General features: G+C 59.3%; 19 protein-coding genes and 2 pseudogenes. 18 read left to right on the top strand and 3 right to left on the bottom strand.

What is annotated here, in order from left to right:
- Positions 1–34 precede the first annotated feature (34 nt).
- The 14 genes and pseudogenes from parS (at position 35) to EPD82_RS01515 (ending at position 10,923) form a co-directional block, all read left to right on the top strand.
- Positions 35–487 (top strand): type II RES/Xre toxin-antitoxin system antitoxin, encoded by a 453-nt coding sequence (gene parS / locus EPD82_RS01575; RefSeq protein WP_141054638.1) that lies wholly within the window; start codon positions 35–37, stop codon positions 485–487.
- Positions 487–963 carry an RES family NAD+ phosphorylase gene (locus EPD82_RS01570; RefSeq protein WP_141054635.1) on the top strand — a complete coding sequence of 159 codons (477 nt, stop codon included), beginning with the start codon at positions 487–489 and terminating at the stop codon, positions 961–963. The genes parS and EPD82_RS01570 overlap by 1 nt, the downstream gene beginning before the upstream one ends.
- A 161-nt stretch (positions 964–1,124) precedes the next feature.
- Positions 1,125–1,424 (top strand): annotated as a pseudogene (locus tag EPD82_RS01565) (IS21 family transposase); the annotation flags it as partial.
- A 45-nt stretch (positions 1,425–1,469) separates the two neighbouring features.
- Positions 1,470–1,643 (top strand): hypothetical protein, encoded by a 174-nt coding sequence (locus EPD82_RS11865; RefSeq protein WP_170210761.1) that lies wholly within the window; start codon positions 1,470–1,472, stop codon positions 1,641–1,643.
- Between the two features lie 156 nt (positions 1,644–1,799).
- Positions 1,800–3,425, top strand: coding sequence for a sigma-54 interaction domain-containing protein (locus EPD82_RS01560; RefSeq protein ID WP_141054629.1), 1,626 nt, complete (start codon positions 1,800–1,802; stop codon positions 3,423–3,425).
- A 150-nt stretch (positions 3,426–3,575) separates the two neighbouring features.
- The gene (locus EPD82_RS01555) at positions 3,576–4,757 is read left to right on the top strand and encodes an acyl-CoA dehydrogenase family protein (protein WP_206202134.1); all 1,182 of its coding nucleotides are present in this window, start codon (positions 3,576–3,578) and stop codon (positions 4,755–4,757) included.
- Between the two features lie 14 nt (positions 4,758–4,771).
- Positions 4,772–4,948, top strand: a pseudogene (locus tag EPD82_RS01550) (rubredoxin); the annotation flags it as partial.
- A gap of 165 nt (positions 4,949–5,113) precedes the next feature.
- Entirely contained in the window at positions 5,114–6,457 is a 1,344-nt protein-coding gene (locus EPD82_RS01545) for a CmpA/NrtA family ABC transporter substrate-binding protein (protein ID WP_141054623.1), read from the top strand.
- A 10-nt stretch (positions 6,458–6,467) separates the two neighbouring features.
- Positions 6,468–7,310: a nitrate ABC transporter permease gene (ntrB, locus tag EPD82_RS01540; RefSeq protein ID WP_141054620.1), complete on the top strand. Its 843-nt coding sequence runs from the start codon at positions 6,468–6,470 to the stop codon at positions 7,308–7,310.
- 5 nt (positions 7,311–7,315) lie between these two features.
- Positions 7,316–8,227 carry an ABC transporter ATP-binding protein gene (locus tag EPD82_RS01535; protein WP_141054617.1) on the top strand — a complete coding sequence of 304 codons (912 nt, stop codon included), beginning with the start codon at positions 7,316–7,318 and terminating at the stop codon, positions 8,225–8,227.
- A gap of 22 nt (positions 8,228–8,249) precedes the next feature.
- Positions 8,250–8,693, top strand: coding sequence for a cyanase (gene cynS, locus EPD82_RS01530; protein WP_141054614.1), 444 nt, complete (start codon positions 8,250–8,252; stop codon positions 8,691–8,693).
- Positions 8,694–8,811: 118 nt separating this feature from the next.
- Positions 8,812–9,357 (top strand): OsmC family protein, encoded by a 546-nt coding sequence (locus tag EPD82_RS01525; RefSeq protein WP_141054611.1) that lies wholly within the window; start codon positions 8,812–8,814, stop codon positions 9,355–9,357.
- 1 nt (position 9,358) lies between these two features.
- Positions 9,359–9,703 (top strand): carboxymuconolactone decarboxylase family protein, encoded by a 345-nt coding sequence (locus EPD82_RS01520; RefSeq protein ID WP_141054608.1) that lies wholly within the window; start codon positions 9,359–9,361, stop codon positions 9,701–9,703.
- A gap of 65 nt (positions 9,704–9,768) precedes the next feature.
- Positions 9,769–10,923: an FAD-dependent oxidoreductase gene (locus tag EPD82_RS01515; protein ID WP_141054605.1), complete on the top strand. Its 1,155-nt coding sequence runs from the start codon at positions 9,769–9,771 to the stop codon at positions 10,921–10,923.
- Positions 10,924–10,958: 35 nt separating this feature from the next.
- Here the strand turns inward: EPD82_RS01515 and EPD82_RS12000 are convergent, their stop codons facing one another.
- The 3 genes from EPD82_RS12000 to EPD82_RS01500 all read right to left on the bottom strand — a co-directional run bounded on the left by EPD82_RS12000 (position 10,959) and on the right by EPD82_RS01500 (position 12,393).
- Positions 10,959–11,285 carry a helix-turn-helix domain-containing protein gene (locus EPD82_RS12000; RefSeq protein ID WP_206202133.1) on the bottom strand — a complete coding sequence of 109 codons (327 nt, stop codon included), beginning with the start codon at positions 11,283–11,285 and terminating at the stop codon, positions 10,959–10,961.
- A 48-nt stretch (positions 11,286–11,333) separates the two neighbouring features.
- The gene (locus tag EPD82_RS01505) at positions 11,334–11,636 is read right to left on the bottom strand and encodes a hypothetical protein (protein WP_206202132.1); all 303 of its coding nucleotides are present in this window, start codon (positions 11,634–11,636) and stop codon (positions 11,334–11,336) included.
- A gap of 343 nt (positions 11,637–11,979) precedes the next feature.
- Positions 11,980–12,393, bottom strand: coding sequence for a helix-turn-helix domain-containing protein (locus EPD82_RS01500; RefSeq protein WP_141054602.1), 414 nt, complete (start codon positions 12,391–12,393; stop codon positions 11,980–11,982).
- Between the two features lie 232 nt (positions 12,394–12,625).
- Between EPD82_RS01500 and EPD82_RS01495 the strand changes: the two genes are divergently transcribed.
- The 4 genes from EPD82_RS01495 (at position 12,626) to EPD82_RS01480 (ending at position 16,549) form a co-directional block, all read left to right on the top strand.
- Positions 12,626–12,826 (top strand): DNA-binding protein, encoded by a 201-nt coding sequence (locus tag EPD82_RS01495; protein ID WP_141054599.1) that lies wholly within the window; start codon positions 12,626–12,628, stop codon positions 12,824–12,826.
- Entirely contained in the window at positions 12,823–15,048 is a 2,226-nt protein-coding gene (locus EPD82_RS01490) for a transposase domain-containing protein (RefSeq protein ID WP_141054596.1), read from the top strand. Before EPD82_RS01495 ends, EPD82_RS01490 begins: the two co-directional genes overlap by 4 nt.
- 28 nt (positions 15,049–15,076) lie before the next feature.
- Entirely contained in the window at positions 15,077–16,018 is a 942-nt protein-coding gene (locus EPD82_RS01485; protein WP_170210760.1) for an AAA family ATPase, read from the top strand.
- Positions 16,019–16,087: 69 nt separating this feature from the next.
- Positions 16,088–16,549, top strand: a complete 462-nt coding sequence (locus tag EPD82_RS01480) for a hypothetical protein (RefSeq protein ID WP_141054590.1) — start codon at positions 16,088–16,090, stop codon at positions 16,547–16,549.
- Positions 16,550–16,604 lie beyond the last annotated feature (55 nt).

Raw genomic sequence — 16,604 nt, 5'->3', positions numbered from 1 at the left:
AAAGCCAAATGGCTTTAGCTCAACAGGGGGCATCATGACCACGGCCAGTCTGGAATCCACGTTTGTTTCGGCGGTGAAACTCCTCGGTGGCGAATCGGTGCTGCAGGCTCAACCACGGGGGGACTTGGACTGGATTCCCTTGGTTCGGCAGGGCCTGCCAGCGGCCTCGGTCGACGCGCTGGTGCGCATTACGCGCATCACGCAGAGCGAACTGGCGCGCGCCCTGGCCATTCCCGAGCGCACGTTGGCCAGACGCAAGCGCGAAGGGGCACTGTCGCCGGAAGAGTCGGCCAAGTTCGTGCGCCTTGCCCGCGTGCTCGAGCGCGCCGAAACCGTCTTCGAAGACCTCGAAAACGCCCTGAACTGGCTGCAAAGTCCGAATGCGGCGCTCGGCGGGGTCACCCCCCTCTCGCTGCTGGATACCGACATTGGGGCGGAGAGCGTGCTCGACACGCTGGGTCGGATCGAGCATGGGGTGTTTGCCTGATGCGCACCGTCTGGCGCATCACCACCGCACGCTTTGCGCAGAGCGCTTTCAGCGGCGAAGGTGCTCGAGCTTACGGAGGGCGCTGGAATCCCAAAGGCTGGGAGGTGGTCTATACCGCCGAATCCCAGTCTTTGGCCTTGCTCGAACTGATGGTGCAGGACGAGCCCCTGGGGGCGCACTACGTCCTGATCCCGGCACAGTTACCCGACGATCTGCCACAGACGCGTATCGATATCGACCAGCTACCAGCAGACTGGCGCACCCTCGGCGAGAGGGAGGTTTTGCGCTCCCTGGGGCTGGCCTGGCTCAAAAGTGCTCGGACGGCGGTCTTGAGCGTACCCAGCGCGGTGGTGCCCGCCGAGCGCAACTACCTGCTCAACCCACGTCACCCTGACTTTGCGCGCATCGTGATCGGTGAGCCGCAGTCCTTGCTGACCAATACGCGACTATTGCGCAATCTCGGCAACCCTCTGTAACGGCTGTATGTCGCAACGTCAACGAGGTCAGACCCAGAAGGTCGTTGCTCCGGGCCTGCAGGCGCTGACCCTGCTGGATTGGTTGCAGGAGCAGTATCCTGGCCGGTATCCGGCCAGGCTGCCGCGTACCCTGCAACGCCGAGTCAAGGGCAGGCAAGTCGCTCTATCACTTCCGCCTAACATGCAGCGGCTGGTGCGACGTGCAGGTGGTGCTCGGTGGCGAGAGCTACCCGGCGCTGGCTGAAGGTCTGCCCCACGCGCTGGAGCGCCTCGGCGGGACCCCCGCGGAGCACCGCACCGACAGTCTGTCGGCGACCTTCCGCAACCTGGGTCGAGAGAGCGAGGCGGATCTTGCTGAGCGTTATGCCACCCTGCGCGCCCACTATGGCATGACGTCAGCCCGCAACAATCCGGGACACGTGCACGAGAATGTCCGCATCACCGTCGAGCGTGGCGCGCTGTAGCCGCTTCTCAGTTGCCCCAGCACCGACTACAGCGAAGTGACCGTGCGCGTTATCACCTCCAGCACCATCCAGGTGCGCAAGATGCTCTACTCGGTGCCGTTCCGGCTGAGCGCCGCGCCTGACGATTTTAGCTCGCGGCGCACTACTACTTATATCCGCGGTATCTCCGACAGCGTGTCGTTCGACAAGGATGAGCCGACGACGCGGGGCCGCTGAATGGACCGATAGCGAGGAGTTTTAACGTCCCGTAACGTCAAATTTACCGATTTGAATCGGTGGCTACACCCTACAGATACCGGACTCAATCCGTGATTTTCGGATCATGGCAAGCATCTTGCTTGTTTGTGGCTCTCATCAATCATTCGAGCGCCCATGGCAAAGAGCATTACGTCTGATAACAAACCCGAGGAAGAACTGGCCGACCAGGAGCAGTTGCTGATCCGTCAAGCGGTTCGGCTGCTGAGCCGTGGGTTGCCAAAGGATCAAGCGATCAGGGAGATGCTGCACCTGCTTTCTGAGCTGCTCGGCCTGAACCGCGGGCGCGTGGTACTTCCGGATCCGGAGACGGGCGAGCTGCGCATCGCCATCGCGTATGGCCTGACTAAGGCAGAGATCGAACGCGGGCGTTACGCTCCTGGCGAAGGAATTACCGGGCGGGTGTTGCAGACCGGAGAGACTTTGATCATCCAGGATATCGACAACGAGCCGGCATATCTCGCCCGTTCAGTTAAGCGCGAGACTTTGCCGAACGAGACTGTGTCGTTCATTGCCCTACCCATTATGGTCAACCGCACAGTGATCGGTGTCCTCGGTGTGCATCGTTTGCGCTCACGTCAGCGCCAAATTGGTGCAGATTTACAGGTGTTGAAGATGATAGCGGAGTTGATCGGCCAGATTTTCAAGATCGAGGAGTTGATCGACAAGCGTACCGCTGATCTGCGTCAAGAGAATCAGCGTTTGCGAGCTACCGTACAGCAGCGCCAGGGCGGAAAGTCAAACTGGGGAATCATCGGTGAGGCACCGCAGTTGATTGCTGCGCTCGAACAACTGGAGCAGGTTGCGGGAAGCGACGCCACTGTCATGCTTCTTGGCGAATCGGGGACCGGCAAGGAACTGTTCGCTCGGGCACTGCACCTGCAGAGTCATCGCCGCGACAAACCCTTTGTCAAAGTGAATTGCGCTGCTATCCCGGAGACGCTGTTCGAGGCTGAGTTGTTTGGCTACGAGAAAGGCGCTTTCACCGGTGCCAGCAAGCAACGCATCGGCCGTTTCGAACAGGCTGATGGTGGCACCCTTTTCCTCGACGAGATCGGCGATCTGCCACTGCCGGTCCAAGTCAAGTTGCTGCGCGTGCTTCAGGAGCGGGTTATCGAGCGTCTTGGTGGGAGCGGCGAGGTTCGGGTCGATGTGCGCATCGTTGCTGCCACCCATCAGGACATGATGGCGCTGGTGCGTAACGGACGCTTTCGTCTTGATCTTTTCTACCGTCTCAACGTAATCCCCATCCGCCTGCCAGCACTACGCGAACGTATGGGCGATATCAAGTTATTGGTTCGCTATTTCGTTTCACAACTCAACCAGCATTATCAGCGCAACGTCCTGATCACGTCGCAAGCGATGCGTAGCCTGGTGTCGTATCCATGGCCAGGCAACATCCGGCAGTTGTACAACGTTTGCGAGCGCCTTGTGCTTCTGTCGCGAAGCGACGAAATCGACGAGGCCATGGTCGATTACGTACTGGTTACCGAAGCCCAGGGGCAACCTGTCGAGGTCCTGGCACCGCCAGCAACGATGTCACCCATTATCTCTGACAGCCCTTCGCTAATTCGTTCCTACCAGACCGTCACAGCGAGCGAACGCGACCGCATTGCTGCTGTTCTGGCTGTCCACGGTGGCAACAAGTCGCGCACGGCTAAGGCGCTCAACCTGACCTTGCGCCAGCTCAATTATCGCATCCAAGTGTTGGCTATCCCTCAGCCTGAAAAAAACAAATTGTGAACAATTTGTGCACTTATTGTGCATGCGCACAATTCGTGAGATGTATGCAACTCATTGATTTTTATATAACTAAATGATTGGCACGGTAGTTGCTTAGATGAAGACAAGAAAATTCTTACGGTGAAAGTCTTTCAGTTCAGGAGATTGTCCATGTCTGCTACTACCCTTGATGCCCCTGTCGCCACCCAGATGAGTCCATTTACCCCGACCGTCCCGGACGATGACGGACTTGCCGCAATTCGAGATGTCATCGCCAAGTTACTGGTACCGAAGGTTCTTGATGTCGACCTCAAGGCCGAGTATCCGGAAGACTTTCTGCTCGCCCTCGGCCAAGCCGGTGGCTACCGGGGGGCCGTCAATCCGACCTATGGTGGCAACGGGCTGGGAATGAAGCATGTCATTCAAGTCATGGAGATGGTGGCCAAAGAATGTCTGTCTAGCGCATTCCTCGTCTGGTGTCAGACAGCCTGCGCCCGCTACATCCAGATGTCCAACAACGACTGGCTGAAGCAGCAGTTTCTGCCGCGCATCGTCAGCGGGGAGCAACTCGCGGGAACCGGTCTTTCGAACACCATCAAGTCCTGCGACACGATCGAGGAATTCCGCCTCGCAGCCCGGCGTGTAGACGGCGGTTACGTCATCAACGGTGTCCTTCCGTGGGTTTCAAACCTAGGTACTAGCCATGTCTTTACCACCGGTTGTCCGGTCATTGGCGAGGACAACAAATTAATCTTCGTCCTTGTCGATTGCAGCCAGGCCGGCTTCAAGCTGGTGGACTGTGCACACTTTATAGGCATCGACGGCACGCGCACACTGGCCTGCCATTTCAAGGAATCGTTCATACCAGACAGAATGGTTTTGGCCCACACGAGCGATTCGGCGGAATACGTCAAACGCATTAAACCTGGCATGATCCATGCTCAGACGGGAATGGGACTTGGCTTAATCGATGCCTGCTGCAAGATTATGCACCAGTCGAACCGTACTCATGCCCACGTCAATCAGTATCTTGACGACCAGGTCGAGGACATCGAGACCGTTCTCGACAGCATCCGTATAGCAGTGTACGACATCGCCGATGAGCTATCCGAGGGCCTGGGCAGCGAGCACACTCTGGACATCCTGAAACTGCGCTTGGCCATTGGCGAACTGTGCCTGAGGGCAGCCAACGCTGCCATGCTCTATCAGGGTGCCAAGGGCTATCTGGTGCGCAATCCGGCACAGCGGCGCCTAAGGGAAGCCTACTTCGTTGCCATCGTCACCCCAGCGATCAAGCACCTACGGCGCGAAATCGCTCGTATCAAGGGCGGCCACAGTTGCGACGGCATGTGAGCGGGAGGAAAGCCATGAGTACAACCGTCCAAACAACTCAATGGATCTGCAAGGTGTGTAACTGGATCTACGACGAGGCTGTTGGCGATCCCGAGCACGGCCTCGCACCCGGTACCCCCTTCGCCGACATTCCTGACGACTGGTACTGCCCGGAGTGCGGCGTTACCAAGGCTGATTTTGAGCCGTTGCAGTCCTGATGGTCGGCATGGATGCACCAACTGCGTGCATCAGCAACAACGAGGCTTTCGGTAGACTGAAAAAATAATAAATTAAAACAGATTGTTAGATTACATACGATCAGAGTGGAACGAATTTTGCTCTGCAATATAGAGTCTTAAAGCCCTAAGGATTTCATCATGTTGCTGAACAACCCCTTTGACCCGAACAGCACGCTGCACACCTGCAGTTGTGGTCAGCATGCCTCGCAAGCCGACCATGACTTGGCGGAAGTCGATGCGCTGAACCAACGCGTGATCCAGGCCACGGTGATGCGGGCGCTGTTCCCGCAGGATGCGGAGCGCCGCAATTTCCTGCGCTCCGTCGGTGCATCGACGGCCTGGGCAGCGATCTCCTCGCTTATCCCCTTTGGCGCGCTGGAATCCATGGCCCAGGAAAAAGGTGCTCTGGAGAAGAAGGACCTCAAGATCGGTTTCATTCCTATTACTTGCGCCAGTCCGCTGATTATGGCCGACCCGCTGGGTTTTTACAAGAACGAAGGACTAAATGTCACGATGATGAAGACGGCCGGCTGGGCCCTGATCCGTGACAAGGTGCTGAATAAGGAGTACGACGCGGCCCACATGCTGGCGCCGATGCCGCTGGCCATCTCAATGGGCATCGGTTCGAACGCTGTGCCGATCGAAGTCATGACCATTCAGAATATTAACGGTCAGGCCATCGTCCTGGCCAACAAGCACAAGAACAACCGCGACCCAAAGAACTGGAAGGGTTTCAAGTTTGCTATTCCCTTCGAGTTTTCGATCCATAACCTGCTGCTGCGCTACTACCTGGCCGAATATGGCATCAATCCGGACACCGACGTCCAGTTGCGTGTTGTTGCGCCGCCGGAGATGGTGGCCAATCTTCGCGCCGGCAACATCGACGGTTTTCTCGGTCCCGATCCGGTTAACCAGCGTGCCGTCTATGACGAACTGGGATTCATCCACATCCTCTCACGCGAAATCTGGGATGGACATCCCTGCTGCTCCTTCGCCGTCCCGACCGAGTTCATCCAGCAGAATCCGAACAGTTTCGCCGCCCTTTACCGTGCCATCCTTAAGGCTGCAGCCATGGCCCGAGACCCGAAGAACCGGCCGATCATGGCCGAAGTTCTAGCGCCGGCCAACTATCTAAACCAGCCGAAGACAGTTCTTGAGCAGGTGCTCACCGGCAAGTTTGCCGACGGCCTGGGCAATGTGCGCAATGTGCCAGAACGCGTTGATTATGACCCCTTCCCATGGTACTCGATGGCCTATTGGATCCTTTCACAGATGAAGCGATGGGGCTACGTTAAAGGTGAGGTGCGCTACAAGGACATCGCCGAAAAGGTCTACCGCCTGACCGACGCGCGTAAGTACATGGCGGAGCTTGGCATGAATCCGCCAAAGGAGAACATGAAGAAGTTCTCGGTGATGGGGAAGGAGTTCGACCCGCCCAAGGCCGATGACTACGTCAACAGCTTTGCCATCAAGAAAGTCTGAGGAGCGGACCATGTTCAAGCCCCAAGGGTTCCAGGCGGCACTGATCTCGCTGCTTCTCTTTCTCCTGTTCTTGGGGATGTGGTCGCTGGCCACCTTCACCAGGGAACAGGCGACGTTGAGCAGCGTTGATGCCGAGTATACCGTACTGATGGGTAAGGGGGCCGAGAAGTCGAGCGGATTCCCGACGCCAAGCAAGGTCGGCGAGGCTTTCATCACATACCTATCCGACCCCTTTTACGACAACGGGCCGAACGATAAGGGCATTGGCATACAGCTCGCCCATTCGCTTGGTCGCGTTGCCCTCGGATTCTTGCTGGCGGTCATCGTCGCCCTGCCACTTGGTTTTGCCATAGGCATGTCGCCCTTGTTACTGCAGGCCTTCAACCCCTTCATCCAGATCCTCAAGCCGATCTCGCCGCTCGCTTGGATGCCGATCGCCCTGTACAGCCTCAAGGACTCGGACGTCTCCGGGATTTTCGTCATCTTCATCTGCTCGCTGTGGCCAATGCTGATCAACACCGCCTTCGGCGTCGCTTCGGTGCGTAAGGACTGGATCAACGTCGCCCGGACGCTAGAAGTCAGTCCGCTGCGCAAGGCTTTTCAGGTGATTTTACCGGCCGCCGCGCCGACCATCCTGACCGGCATGCGCATCTCGATGGGCATCGCCTGGCTGGTCATTGTCGCGGCCGAAATGCTGGTCGGTAGCATTGGCATCGGTTACTTTGTCTGGAACGAGTGGAATAACCTGGCACTGCACAACGTGATATTCGCTGTTGTCATGATTGGTTTCGTCGGTATGATTCTCGACCAGATCTTCGGCGTGTTGCAGAAATTCGTCACCTACCGGGAGTAATGACAATGACTCAGCATTTTCTCAGCGTTGAAGGACTGAAAAAAGTTTACCCGGGAACTTTAACACCGATTTTCGAGAACATCCACTTTGGTATCGACAAAGGCGAGTTTGTCTGCATCATCGGCCATTCCGGCTGTGGTAAGACGACCATACTCAATATCTTGGCTGGTCTCGAGGAATCTAGCGACGGTGTCGTTATTATGGACGGCCGAGAGGTCGCTGGCCCCAGCTTGGATCGCGGCGTAGTCTTCCAGAACCATGCCCTAATGCCCTGGATGAGTGTGCTTGCCAACGTAGCCTTCGCCGTTAAGTCAAAGTGGCCGGACTGGTCGAAGGCGAAGATTGCTGAACACAGCACGCACTATCTGGAAATGGTCGGCCTCGGTCAGGCTATCCACAAGAAACCGGCGGAACTGTCGGGCGGCATGAAACAACGCGTCGGCATTGCCCGTGCCTTCGCCATCGAACCGAAGATGCTGCTGCTCGACGAGCCTTTCGGTGCGCTCGACGCGCTGACCCGGGGCACCATCCAGGATGAGCTTCTGAAGATCGTTCAGGCTACGCGCCAGACCGTATTCATGATCACTCACGACGTCGACGAGGCCATCTTGCTCGCCGACAAGGTGATCTTGATGAGCAACGGCCCGCTAGCCAAGATCGTCGAAATCGTTGAGATCACCATGCCACGAGACCGAACACGCGCCGAAATGCATCACGATCCACAGTTCTACCGAATCCGTAACCACCTGGTCGATTTCCTAGTCAATCGCTCGAAGGACTACGCCGGTAGCGACGCCGCCGTGCTGCACGATGCGAAGCATCCACCGGTCGTCCGGCCTGGTCTGCTCAAAGAGACGGAGCCAGAGATGACCACCTTTCGCCAGCTGCGGCAATTCAAGCAGGCCGTCAATCACTAATATTTACCCAGGAGAAAACATCATGAATCGCAACGACGTCACTGAAATGATCATTGCAGCCAAGGTAAACAAGGGTCTGAAATGGGCAGATATCGCCGACAAAATCGGCTTGTCCAAGGAGTGGGTCACCGCTGGCTGCCTTGGCCAAATGACATTTACTGCCGAGCAGGCCAAAATTCTCGGCGATACCTTTAATTTGCCTGAAGAGGCGGTCAAGCTGCTTCAGGTCGTTCCTTATAAAGGGTCGCTACCGACGGCTGTACCTACCGATCCGCTGATATACCGATTCTACGAGCTGATCAGCGTCTACGGCACGACCTTAAAGGAACTGATTCACGAGGAATTTGGCGACGGTATTATGTCCGCCATCGATTTCAAGATGGATCTGCAACGCGAGCCAAACCCTCTGGGTGATCGCGTCAACATCACCATGTCGGGCAAGTTCCTGCCGTACAAGACCTACTGATCTGTATCCTATTTTGGGGTGGTTTTTCTACAAAAGTCACCCCGTTTCAGGCCTGTGCGTTTGACAGGGGAGCTCATGCCTGAATTTCGCGTTTTTAACTTCCCCAACGGAGAACATCATGTCTGCAGAAACCACAAAAACCTACCTCCGTCCAATCGATCGAGACGGTTTACTGAAATTTGCCGCTAGAGGTAGGGAGAACCCTGAGTACCGCGTCACTAACAAGGTCCATACTGTCATGCAAGGGCAGTTCCGTTCCTGGAGTTTCACCGGTATCCACAATCCAGTGGTCGTTGATGAGCCCTTACACCTGTTTGGCGAGAACACTGCCCCGGCGCCCGGCGAGATTGTCCTCTCCGCTCTCGGCGGCTGCCTCGGCGTCGGCATCACTGCCATCGCCACATATCGACAGATCAAGCTTTCCCGTCTAGAGATTTTCATGGAAGCCGATATCGGCAATACCGCCGCCTGGGGAGCCGGTGGTGCCGAACGCAAGCCAGAGGAGATGGGTTTCCAGGAAATCCGCGTCAAGGTTATTGTTGAGGGAGATGCCAGCCAGGAAGAGCTCGACGACATCGTGCAGAAAGCTAGCTACTACTCGCCGGTTGCAAACACCCTGCGCAATCCGATCCCTTTTGCCATAGCTAGGGTGTCCGAGGTCTGAGATGAGCAAATCGTTTTCAGTCATCACCGGGGACGTCTCAAAGGCGCTGGGCAAATTGCGCAGCGCCATTCCCGAGACGATGAAGGGTTTCGGTCAAATGTCGCAAGCCGCTTTGGCCGATGGCGCATTGTCCTCCTTGCACAAGGAACTGACAGCGCTGGCCATCGGTGTTTCCTCACGCTGCGATGCCTGCATTGGTTTTCACGTCAAGACCCTGATTAAACTTGGCGTGACGCGTGAGCAGTTGATGGAAACACTGGCTATCTGCGTGTACATGGGCGGTGGACCGACGCTAATGTACGCCGCCGAAGCTGTGCGCGCCTACGAAGAGTTCGCGGGCGACTGATCGCCCGATTCGCCAGGTGCCGGCGGCTACCCTGCCGGTAGCTTGGCTTTCACTGAAAGCCTGAGATGAACTATCACACTCTGATCATTGGTAGCGGCCTGGCCGGAATCACGCTGGTTCGCGAATTGCGCAAGATCGACAAGGAACGGGAGATCACCGTCGTCACGGCTGACGATGGCGCCTTCTACTCCAAGCCCGGCCTGTCTAACGCTTTTGCCGCCAACAAGCGGCCCGAGGAGATGGTGCTGATGACTGCCGGGCGGCTGGCAAGCGATCTGGACATCCGCGTCATGGCCAATACTGTCGTTACCGAGATCAATGCCAGGCAGCGAACGATCAAAGGTTCGCATGGAGTACTTGCTTACGATCAACTCGTGCTTGCTGTCGGTGCGTCGCAGATTCCCCTATCGCTGGTCGGTGAGGGCGTTAAGGATGTCTTATCCATCAACAGTCTGGCTGACTACGCGCGGCTGCGCACGGGACTGCAGGGCAAGCGTAGCGTTGCTATCATCGGGGCCGGCCTGATTGGTTGCGAGTTTGCCAACGACCTCCGTCTCGGTGGTTTTGACGTCGATGTGTACGACCAGCTCGAAAACCCGATGGGACGACTGCTTCCTCCCGTTGCTGCTAAGCGCTTACGCAACCGGCTAGAGGCAATCGGTGTCGGCTTTCATCTTGAGACACGGCTGGAATCCATCTGCCGGGACGGCGAACGCCAAATCGTCGTGGACAGCCAGGCCAGGTGGCGACCCTATGATCTGGTGATTTCTGCAATCGGCGTGCGGCCGAATCTCGCTCTGGCTAGGACGGCTACCGTGGCGACTGGCGTGGGCATCGTCACCGACCCTTTCTTGCGCACCTCCGACCCTCATATCTACGCACTAGGTGACTGTGTCGAACTAGATGGAATTTTTCTTCCTTATGTTATGCCAATCATGAAGGGCGCCATGAAACTGGCTACTACGCTGTGCGGTCGGCCCGAGCCGGTGATATACCCGGCGATGCCTATCGTACTCAAGACACCGGCCTGTCCGACCGTTGTCTCGCCTCCTCCCGCCGGGCGGCTTGGTCACTGGGATATTCAGATCGCGGAGGACGGTTTGCGGGCCTTGTATCTGGACCATGCGAGCGGTGAGCCAACGGGTTTCGTTTTGCAGGACAAATGCACCCGTGAGCGCGTCGCGCTGGCGGCCATGATGCCGGCCATCCGGCTGAAATAAAGGTGTCCCTTTGGGTTTGTGTGTGCGGCCGTTGTTCAGTGCAATGCGACCAAGGCCGCCTCCGGTGCTTTGTCCAATATTTTGAGTAGCGCTTTGGCGGCCCTCGTGGGGCGGCGCTTACCTTGTTTCCAGTTACGGGTGGCCTCGAGGGGAACATTGATTCGCTCGGCGAATTCCGCCTGACTCAGCCCCAAACGCAGACGGATGTGACGTACAAAACGTGCGGTGCTTTTCATGTCATATGCATAATTGGCGGCGACTTGCCAGGCGATCTCGGCCTTCGTCGTGGCATCCACCCGCTCAGGGTCGATGCGTCCCAGGTTTAGGGATTCAGGTGTGTTGGGATCAATCCTCGATTCCACCCGAACGGCTGCTGCGAGTGTCTTTTTTCACGCTCATACTCAGTTTCGTCACCCCAGTTTTTCCTCGATCCAATCCCAGCGCTTATCTGTGACCATCACAAAGCGGCAGCGGCCTTGCGACAGACTGGCCCACAGGCCGCCAATCAGGCGGTCATCTTCGGCTCCGCTCCAACGGTCGGCGCCTTTGTATTCGACGGCCAGCACAGGGCCCGGTTTATCTTCTGAACCGGGCAACTGGCACAGAAAATCCGGGTAAAAGCGTCCGTCGGCTTTCTGCAGGAAAAAGGAGCAGCCTTCGCGGCGCACGAGATTGCGTACCCAGAACTTGATGCGGTCCTGCTGTGCCCACATGTCCAATTGGCAGGCACATTCGAACTCCTCTTTGCTGTCGAAGTCGCCGATGCGGCCGTAGAAGTGCTTGCGGAAGTCGAAATGCCCGAATCGTCCGTCGTAGTCGCGACTGGGCGCATAAGCCAGTGTGTGTGATCAATTGGTTTGATACAGATGAGTGTGAGGGGCGGGGGCGCGGGAAATTGCGTGGATTCAAAGGGTTGTGTGCAGTTTTTGGGGCGGAGCCAGTTTGCTACACACCTGTGGATAAGTCGAAAATTCAGATTTTTGATCATTTGGTTTGCGACTGTTCAGGCAGTGGGCTGGCGGCGTTTAAAATGGTTTAAGCGGCGTTTGAACGCGGTCAGGCCATCTTTTTGATGGCCGCCGAGAGTTCGCGGACGGCCTTGCGGAGTTCGGCTAGTTCCGCCGTCTGACGGGCGCGGGCGTATAGCTCGTCGATGAAGGCGGCGCGCTCTTGTTCGTCCTCGATGCCCTCCACGAGGGCGATGATTTTTTCCAAGCGTCGAGCGTACTGGCTCGCGTTTTCTTCAGCACTGACGCGGGTTTTCGGCAGCATATCACCTTCTCCAGTAAGCAGCCATGTCATGTTGCATCCGGTCTTGGCGATGGCTGCTAAAGCGTCAGCTCCTGGTTTCCTCTGCCCCACTTCATAGCCGACAAGCGTTGCTTTTGAAATCCCTGCTCGCTTTGCGAACTCGTCCTGTGTCAGGCCAAGCGCGTGGCGCCATGCTTTGATCCTGTCGCCTATATCCATGTCGTACTTCCTTTGAAAAAGTGCGACGCACGAAAGCGCGACAAGTGCGACAAGTACGACACGAAAGCGCGACAAGTGCGACACGAAAGCGGGGAACGCGAAAGCGGGGAAATTCCCCACTTCCCCACTTGTAAGCGGGGAAGTGGGGAACAAAAAATTAGTCGATTGACGGTTGACATGTTTGTCTATTGTCGAATATTATTGCACTGTGTTCGACAAGGTTACATCAAACATGAGTCAACCGACAAAGTCTATCGATGATGTTCGCCGTGAGTTTGATCGGCGCGGCAAGTCAGTACGCGATTGGGCCCGTGAACATGGCTTTTCCGATCGGATCGTCTATGAGGTGCTAAGGGGACGCCTGAAAGGTCGGCGCGGGCAGACGCACAAGGTCGCCGTGCTGCTCGGACTCAAGGATGGGGTTGTCGAATGACAAACCTGACGATTGAGCGAATCGCAGAAGCGATAGCAATATCCAAGAGGAGCGCCGAGCGTCGCGCCGCCCGCGAAGGTTGGCCATACACCGAACAGACGTGCCGAGGCGGGCGGCGGCGGGTGTATGCGTTGGATGCGCTGCCTGCCGATGTGCGGGCGGCCGTGGAGCGCCACGTCGCCGAGCAGGCGGTGTCGGCGATTCGCTCCGCCTCTACCGGCGAGTCCTTCCCGGCGGCCGTTCCCTCTGCCGTCGATGCTAGCCCCGCCGCCACGGGTGCGGGAGGACTCACCCGTGGGGGCGGTGTGGGATACACCTTCGCTGCGGGTGGCGGCGCCGCCATGCCGCAGGGGTACCAGATCGGATGCGCTGCGACGGCAGCTGCGGACGCTGGCAACGGGCCGCTACCCCGTGGAGCCGGTTCGACTCCGGCTGCCCCCACCCTGATCGACGCGCCTGCCGGGGGCGCTTTTGAGTACCCGGCCTCCTCCGCCGGTGCGATGCCGGCTTTGCCTGCCGCTGGCGCGCAAGCGCCGGCGGCGGGGCCTTTTTCACGCACGGATGCTTTGTGGAATGCGTTTTTGAAGCGGCCGGAGTCGGTGCAGGCAGAGGCGCGGCGTCGGTTCGAGATTTTGTTGCAGGCGAAGCGGGCAATGGATGCGGGACTTCCCGTGCGGCGGGCGCTGACGGAGGCGGCGGCCGCGGCGGGCGAGTCGGCGGCGACGGTGCTGGGATGGTGGTATGGCCGCCATGGCAAAGTCGGGGTGTTCGATCAGCCCGTCGAGGATTGGGTTCCGCTCTTGGCGCCGGATTATGGGGTGCAGGCGCGGCGCCAAGCGCGGTTTTCCGGGCCGGCGTGGGATTGGGCGCTGGCGCAGTATTTGCGGCCAGAGAAGCCTTCGGCGCTGCGGGTGTATCGGGATTTGTGCGCGGCGGCGCCGGCGATGGGATGGGAGGTGCCGAGCTATGCGACGTTCGAGCGGCGCCTGAAGGCGATCCCGTCGGCGGTGGCCATCTTGGCGCGAGAGGGGCGTCGGGCGCTCGAGGAGCGGTTGCCTGCGCTGAAGCGTTCGGTGGCGCATCTCGGGGCGCTGGAGTGGGTGAATGCGGACGGGCATCGGTTCGATGTGTTCGTGCGGCTCCCCGAGCGTTTTGGGGGCGGGGTTGGACGGCCGCATTTGATTGCTTGGCAGGATGTGGCGAGCCGCAAGATTTTGGCGTGGCGGTTGTCGCCGACGCTCAATGCGTTGTCGGTGCAGCTGTGTTTTGCTGATCTGGTTGAGGCCTACGGGGTGCCGCAGCACGCGTTGATGGATAACGGGCGCGAGTTTGGGGCGAAGGTGATGACGGGCGGCGTGCCGTGGCGCTTTCGGTTCAAGGTGCGAGAGGATGAGCCGCTTGGGGTGTTGCCGATGCTGGGCGTCGAGGTGCATTGGGCTACGCCGTTTCACGGGCAGGCGAAGCCGATCGAGCGGGCGTTCCGCGATTTGTGCGAGGAGATCGCCAAGGACCCGCGCTGCGCGGGGGCCTACACGGGGAACAAGCCTGATGCGAAGCCGGAGAACTATGGGTCGAAGGCGATGGATTGGGATGCGTTCGAGAAGATCGTGGCTGAGGGGATCGCGCGGCATAACGCGAGAGGCGGGCGGCGGACGGAGACGGCAAAGGGTGAGTCGTTCGATGCGGCGTTTGCGCGATTGTATGCCGGTCAGGTGGTGAGAAAGCTTGCGCCGAGCCAGCGGGCGGTGTTGCTGCTGGCAGCTGAGGGCGTGACGGTGCGCGCGGACGGGTCGGTTGAGCTTTTGGGGAACCGTTATGGGTCGCCGGAGTTGATGGCGTTTGCGGGCAAAAAGGTGATCGTGCGGTTCGACCCGGATCGGCTGGATTTGCCGGTTCGGGTGGATCGGCTCGATGGTGTGCACATTGCGGATGCGCAGCCGATGCTAGCGCGCTTTGATGACCAGGCGGCGGCAGTGGCTCATGCGCGGATGAAGGCGCAGGCGAAGCGCGCGGCGCGCCAGCAGCTGGATGCGATCCGGAGGATGGGCGAGATCGAGGCGCGTTTGCCCGAGGTGTCTCCATCGGCACCGCCGCAGCCCGCGGTGGTGCAGATCGTGCAGGCGGCGCAGCCGGCGTGCGCGGTTTCCAGTGCTGATGCGGAGCGTTATTCGCGCTTGGCAGAGGCGGCGGTTTTGGGACTGTCCCGCGCGGTGGGGCAGTAGGGGCAATCAATGTAGAGGGAGTGGATCCATGGCGGATGTGATCGAGCAGGTAGTGGATAGCGGCGCTGCGGTGCTGGATGAGGTGCGCTCGCTGATCGCGGCGGGGCTTACGCAGGCGCAGGTGGCGCGTGAGGCGGGGGTTTCGGCAACGAGCTTGTCGCAGGTGTTGAAGGGCGCGTATCCGGCTGACCCGTCGCAGCTTTTGGAGAAGCTGGCGGCGTGGCTGGCGGCGCGGCGCGAGCGGGCGGCGGCGAGCTTGCCGCAGGATGTGGGGTTCGTGGAGACGGCAACGGCCAAGCGCATCGAGGCGGCGCTGGCATATGCGCAGATGGCTGCCGATGTGGCGGTGATCTACGGCGCGGCAGGCGTGGGCAAGACGCTGGCGGCGACGCGCTATGCGGCGACGCGGCCTAGCGTGTGGCTGGCGACGATGACGCCGGGGCATGCCGGGGTGACGGCGGCGCTTGAGGAGGTGGCGATGGCCGTCGGGTTGCGGGATGTGCCGCAGTCGCCGGCGCGGATTCACCGCGAGGTGGTGGTGCGCGTGCGCGGCACTGGCGGGGTGATCGTGGTGGATGAGGCGCAGCATCTTGGGGTGGCGGCGCTGGATGCGCTGCGTTCGATCCACGATGCGGCGGGAGTCGGGCTGGCGTTGATCGGCAATGAGTTGGTGTATGGGCGCATGACGGGCGGCAGCCGGGCGGCGTATCTGGATCGGTTGTTTTCCCGGATCGGCAAGCGGCTGCGGATCGCGGCGGCCAGCCGCGAGGATATCGAGGCAGTGGCTGCGGCTTATGGGGCATCTGGCAGCTGGCGCGAGGTGCGCGAGATCGCGGGCCGGGCGGGGTTTGGGGCGCTGAGGGCGCTGGCCAAGACGCTGCGCCTTGCGCGGATGATGGCGCAGGCGTCTGGCGAGACGTTGGCTGAGGCGCATGTGGCGGCGGCGCGGCGCGAGCTGGAAGGGGCGTGAAAGCGGCCTCGACGTTGAGTTATAGAGGGGTTGATGTCGCTGGCGGGCGGCAAAAAAGGAGCGAAAAACATGGCAAGAGCAGCAGTGAAGACGAAGACTGTGACCGAGGAGGCGTTGCCCTCCGGCGTGAAGCTCGTCGACAAGAGCGAGACGCCGCTCGATGAGGGGAGTATTCGGCTCCTGATCGAGGGGTGGGAGATCAAGCGGCAGATGGATGAGCTCAAGGCGCGACTGGATGCGATCAATGGCCGGCTGATCGAGGCGCATGGCACGGGGTGTGCGCTGGTGGTGTCTGGCCTGTGCCGGGCGAGCTTGGTCGAGCGCGAGTCGGTGAGAATCGAGGATGCCGAGCGGCTCAAAGGGGTGCTTGGGTTCCGCTTTACCGATCTGGTGAGAACGGAGGTCATCTACAAGCCGGAGCAGAAGCTCATCGAGATGGCGGTTAATGCCGACGAGCCTCTGGCGCCGTCGATCCGTCAGTGCCTGACGGTGGGCAAGAGCCATTCCGTGACTTGGCGCGCGGAGAAGTGATCCGGCTCGGTGGCCTGCGCGAGCGGGCCACCCGGCAGTATCACTAGGGAAGGAG

Origin of the sequence: Tepidiphilus succinatimandens, assembly GCF_006503695.1 — a bacterium.
GTDB classification, from domain to species: Bacteria; Pseudomonadota; Gammaproteobacteria; order Burkholderiales; family Rhodocyclaceae; genus Tepidiphilus; species Tepidiphilus succinatimandens.
This window is presented reverse-complemented; position numbering and strand designations above follow the sequence as displayed.

Coding starts and splice junctions, on each gene's coding strand:
- parS (WP_141054638.1), top strand. CDS start 35: ATGACCACGGCCAGTCTGGAATCCACGTTTGTTTCGGCGGTGAAACTC.
- EPD82_RS01570 (WP_141054635.1), top strand. CDS start 487: ATGCGCACCGTCTGGCGCATCACCACCGCACGCTTTGCGCAGAGCGCT.
- EPD82_RS01560 (WP_141054629.1), top strand. CDS start 1,800: ATGGCAAAGAGCATTACGTCTGATAACAAACCCGAGGAAGAACTGGCC.
- EPD82_RS01555 (WP_206202134.1), top strand. CDS start 3,576: ATGTCTGCTACTACCCTTGATGCCCCTGTCGCCACCCAGATGAGTCCA.
- EPD82_RS01545 (WP_141054623.1), top strand. CDS start 5,114: ATGTTGCTGAACAACCCCTTTGACCCGAACAGCACGCTGCACACCTGC.
- ntrB (WP_141054620.1), top strand. CDS start 6,468: ATGTTCAAGCCCCAAGGGTTCCAGGCGGCACTGATCTCGCTGCTTCTC.
- EPD82_RS01535 (WP_141054617.1), top strand. CDS start 7,316: ATGACTCAGCATTTTCTCAGCGTTGAAGGACTGAAAAAAGTTTACCCG.
- cynS (WP_141054614.1), top strand. CDS start 8,250: ATGAATCGCAACGACGTCACTGAAATGATCATTGCAGCCAAGGTAAAC.
- EPD82_RS01525 (WP_141054611.1), top strand. CDS start 8,812: ATGTCTGCAGAAACCACAAAAACCTACCTCCGTCCAATCGATCGAGAC.
- EPD82_RS01520 (WP_141054608.1), top strand. CDS start 9,359: ATGAGCAAATCGTTTTCAGTCATCACCGGGGACGTCTCAAAGGCGCTG.
- EPD82_RS01515 (WP_141054605.1), top strand. CDS start 9,769: ATGAACTATCACACTCTGATCATTGGTAGCGGCCTGGCCGGAATCACG.
- EPD82_RS01505 (WP_206202132.1), bottom strand. CDS start 11,636: ATGTGGGCACAGCAGGACCGCATCAAGTTCTGGGTACGCAATCTCGTG.
- EPD82_RS01500 (WP_141054602.1), bottom strand. CDS start 12,393: ATGGATATAGGCGACAGGATCAAAGCATGGCGCCACGCGCTTGGCCTG.
- EPD82_RS01495 (WP_141054599.1), top strand. CDS start 12,626: ATGAGTCAACCGACAAAGTCTATCGATGATGTTCGCCGTGAGTTTGAT.
- EPD82_RS01490 (WP_141054596.1), top strand. CDS start 12,823: ATGACAAACCTGACGATTGAGCGAATCGCAGAAGCGATAGCAATATCC.
- EPD82_RS01485 (WP_170210760.1), top strand. CDS start 15,077: ATGGCGGATGTGATCGAGCAGGTAGTGGATAGCGGCGCTGCGGTGCTG.
- EPD82_RS01480 (WP_141054590.1), top strand. CDS start 16,088: ATGGCAAGAGCAGCAGTGAAGACGAAGACTGTGACCGAGGAGGCGTTG.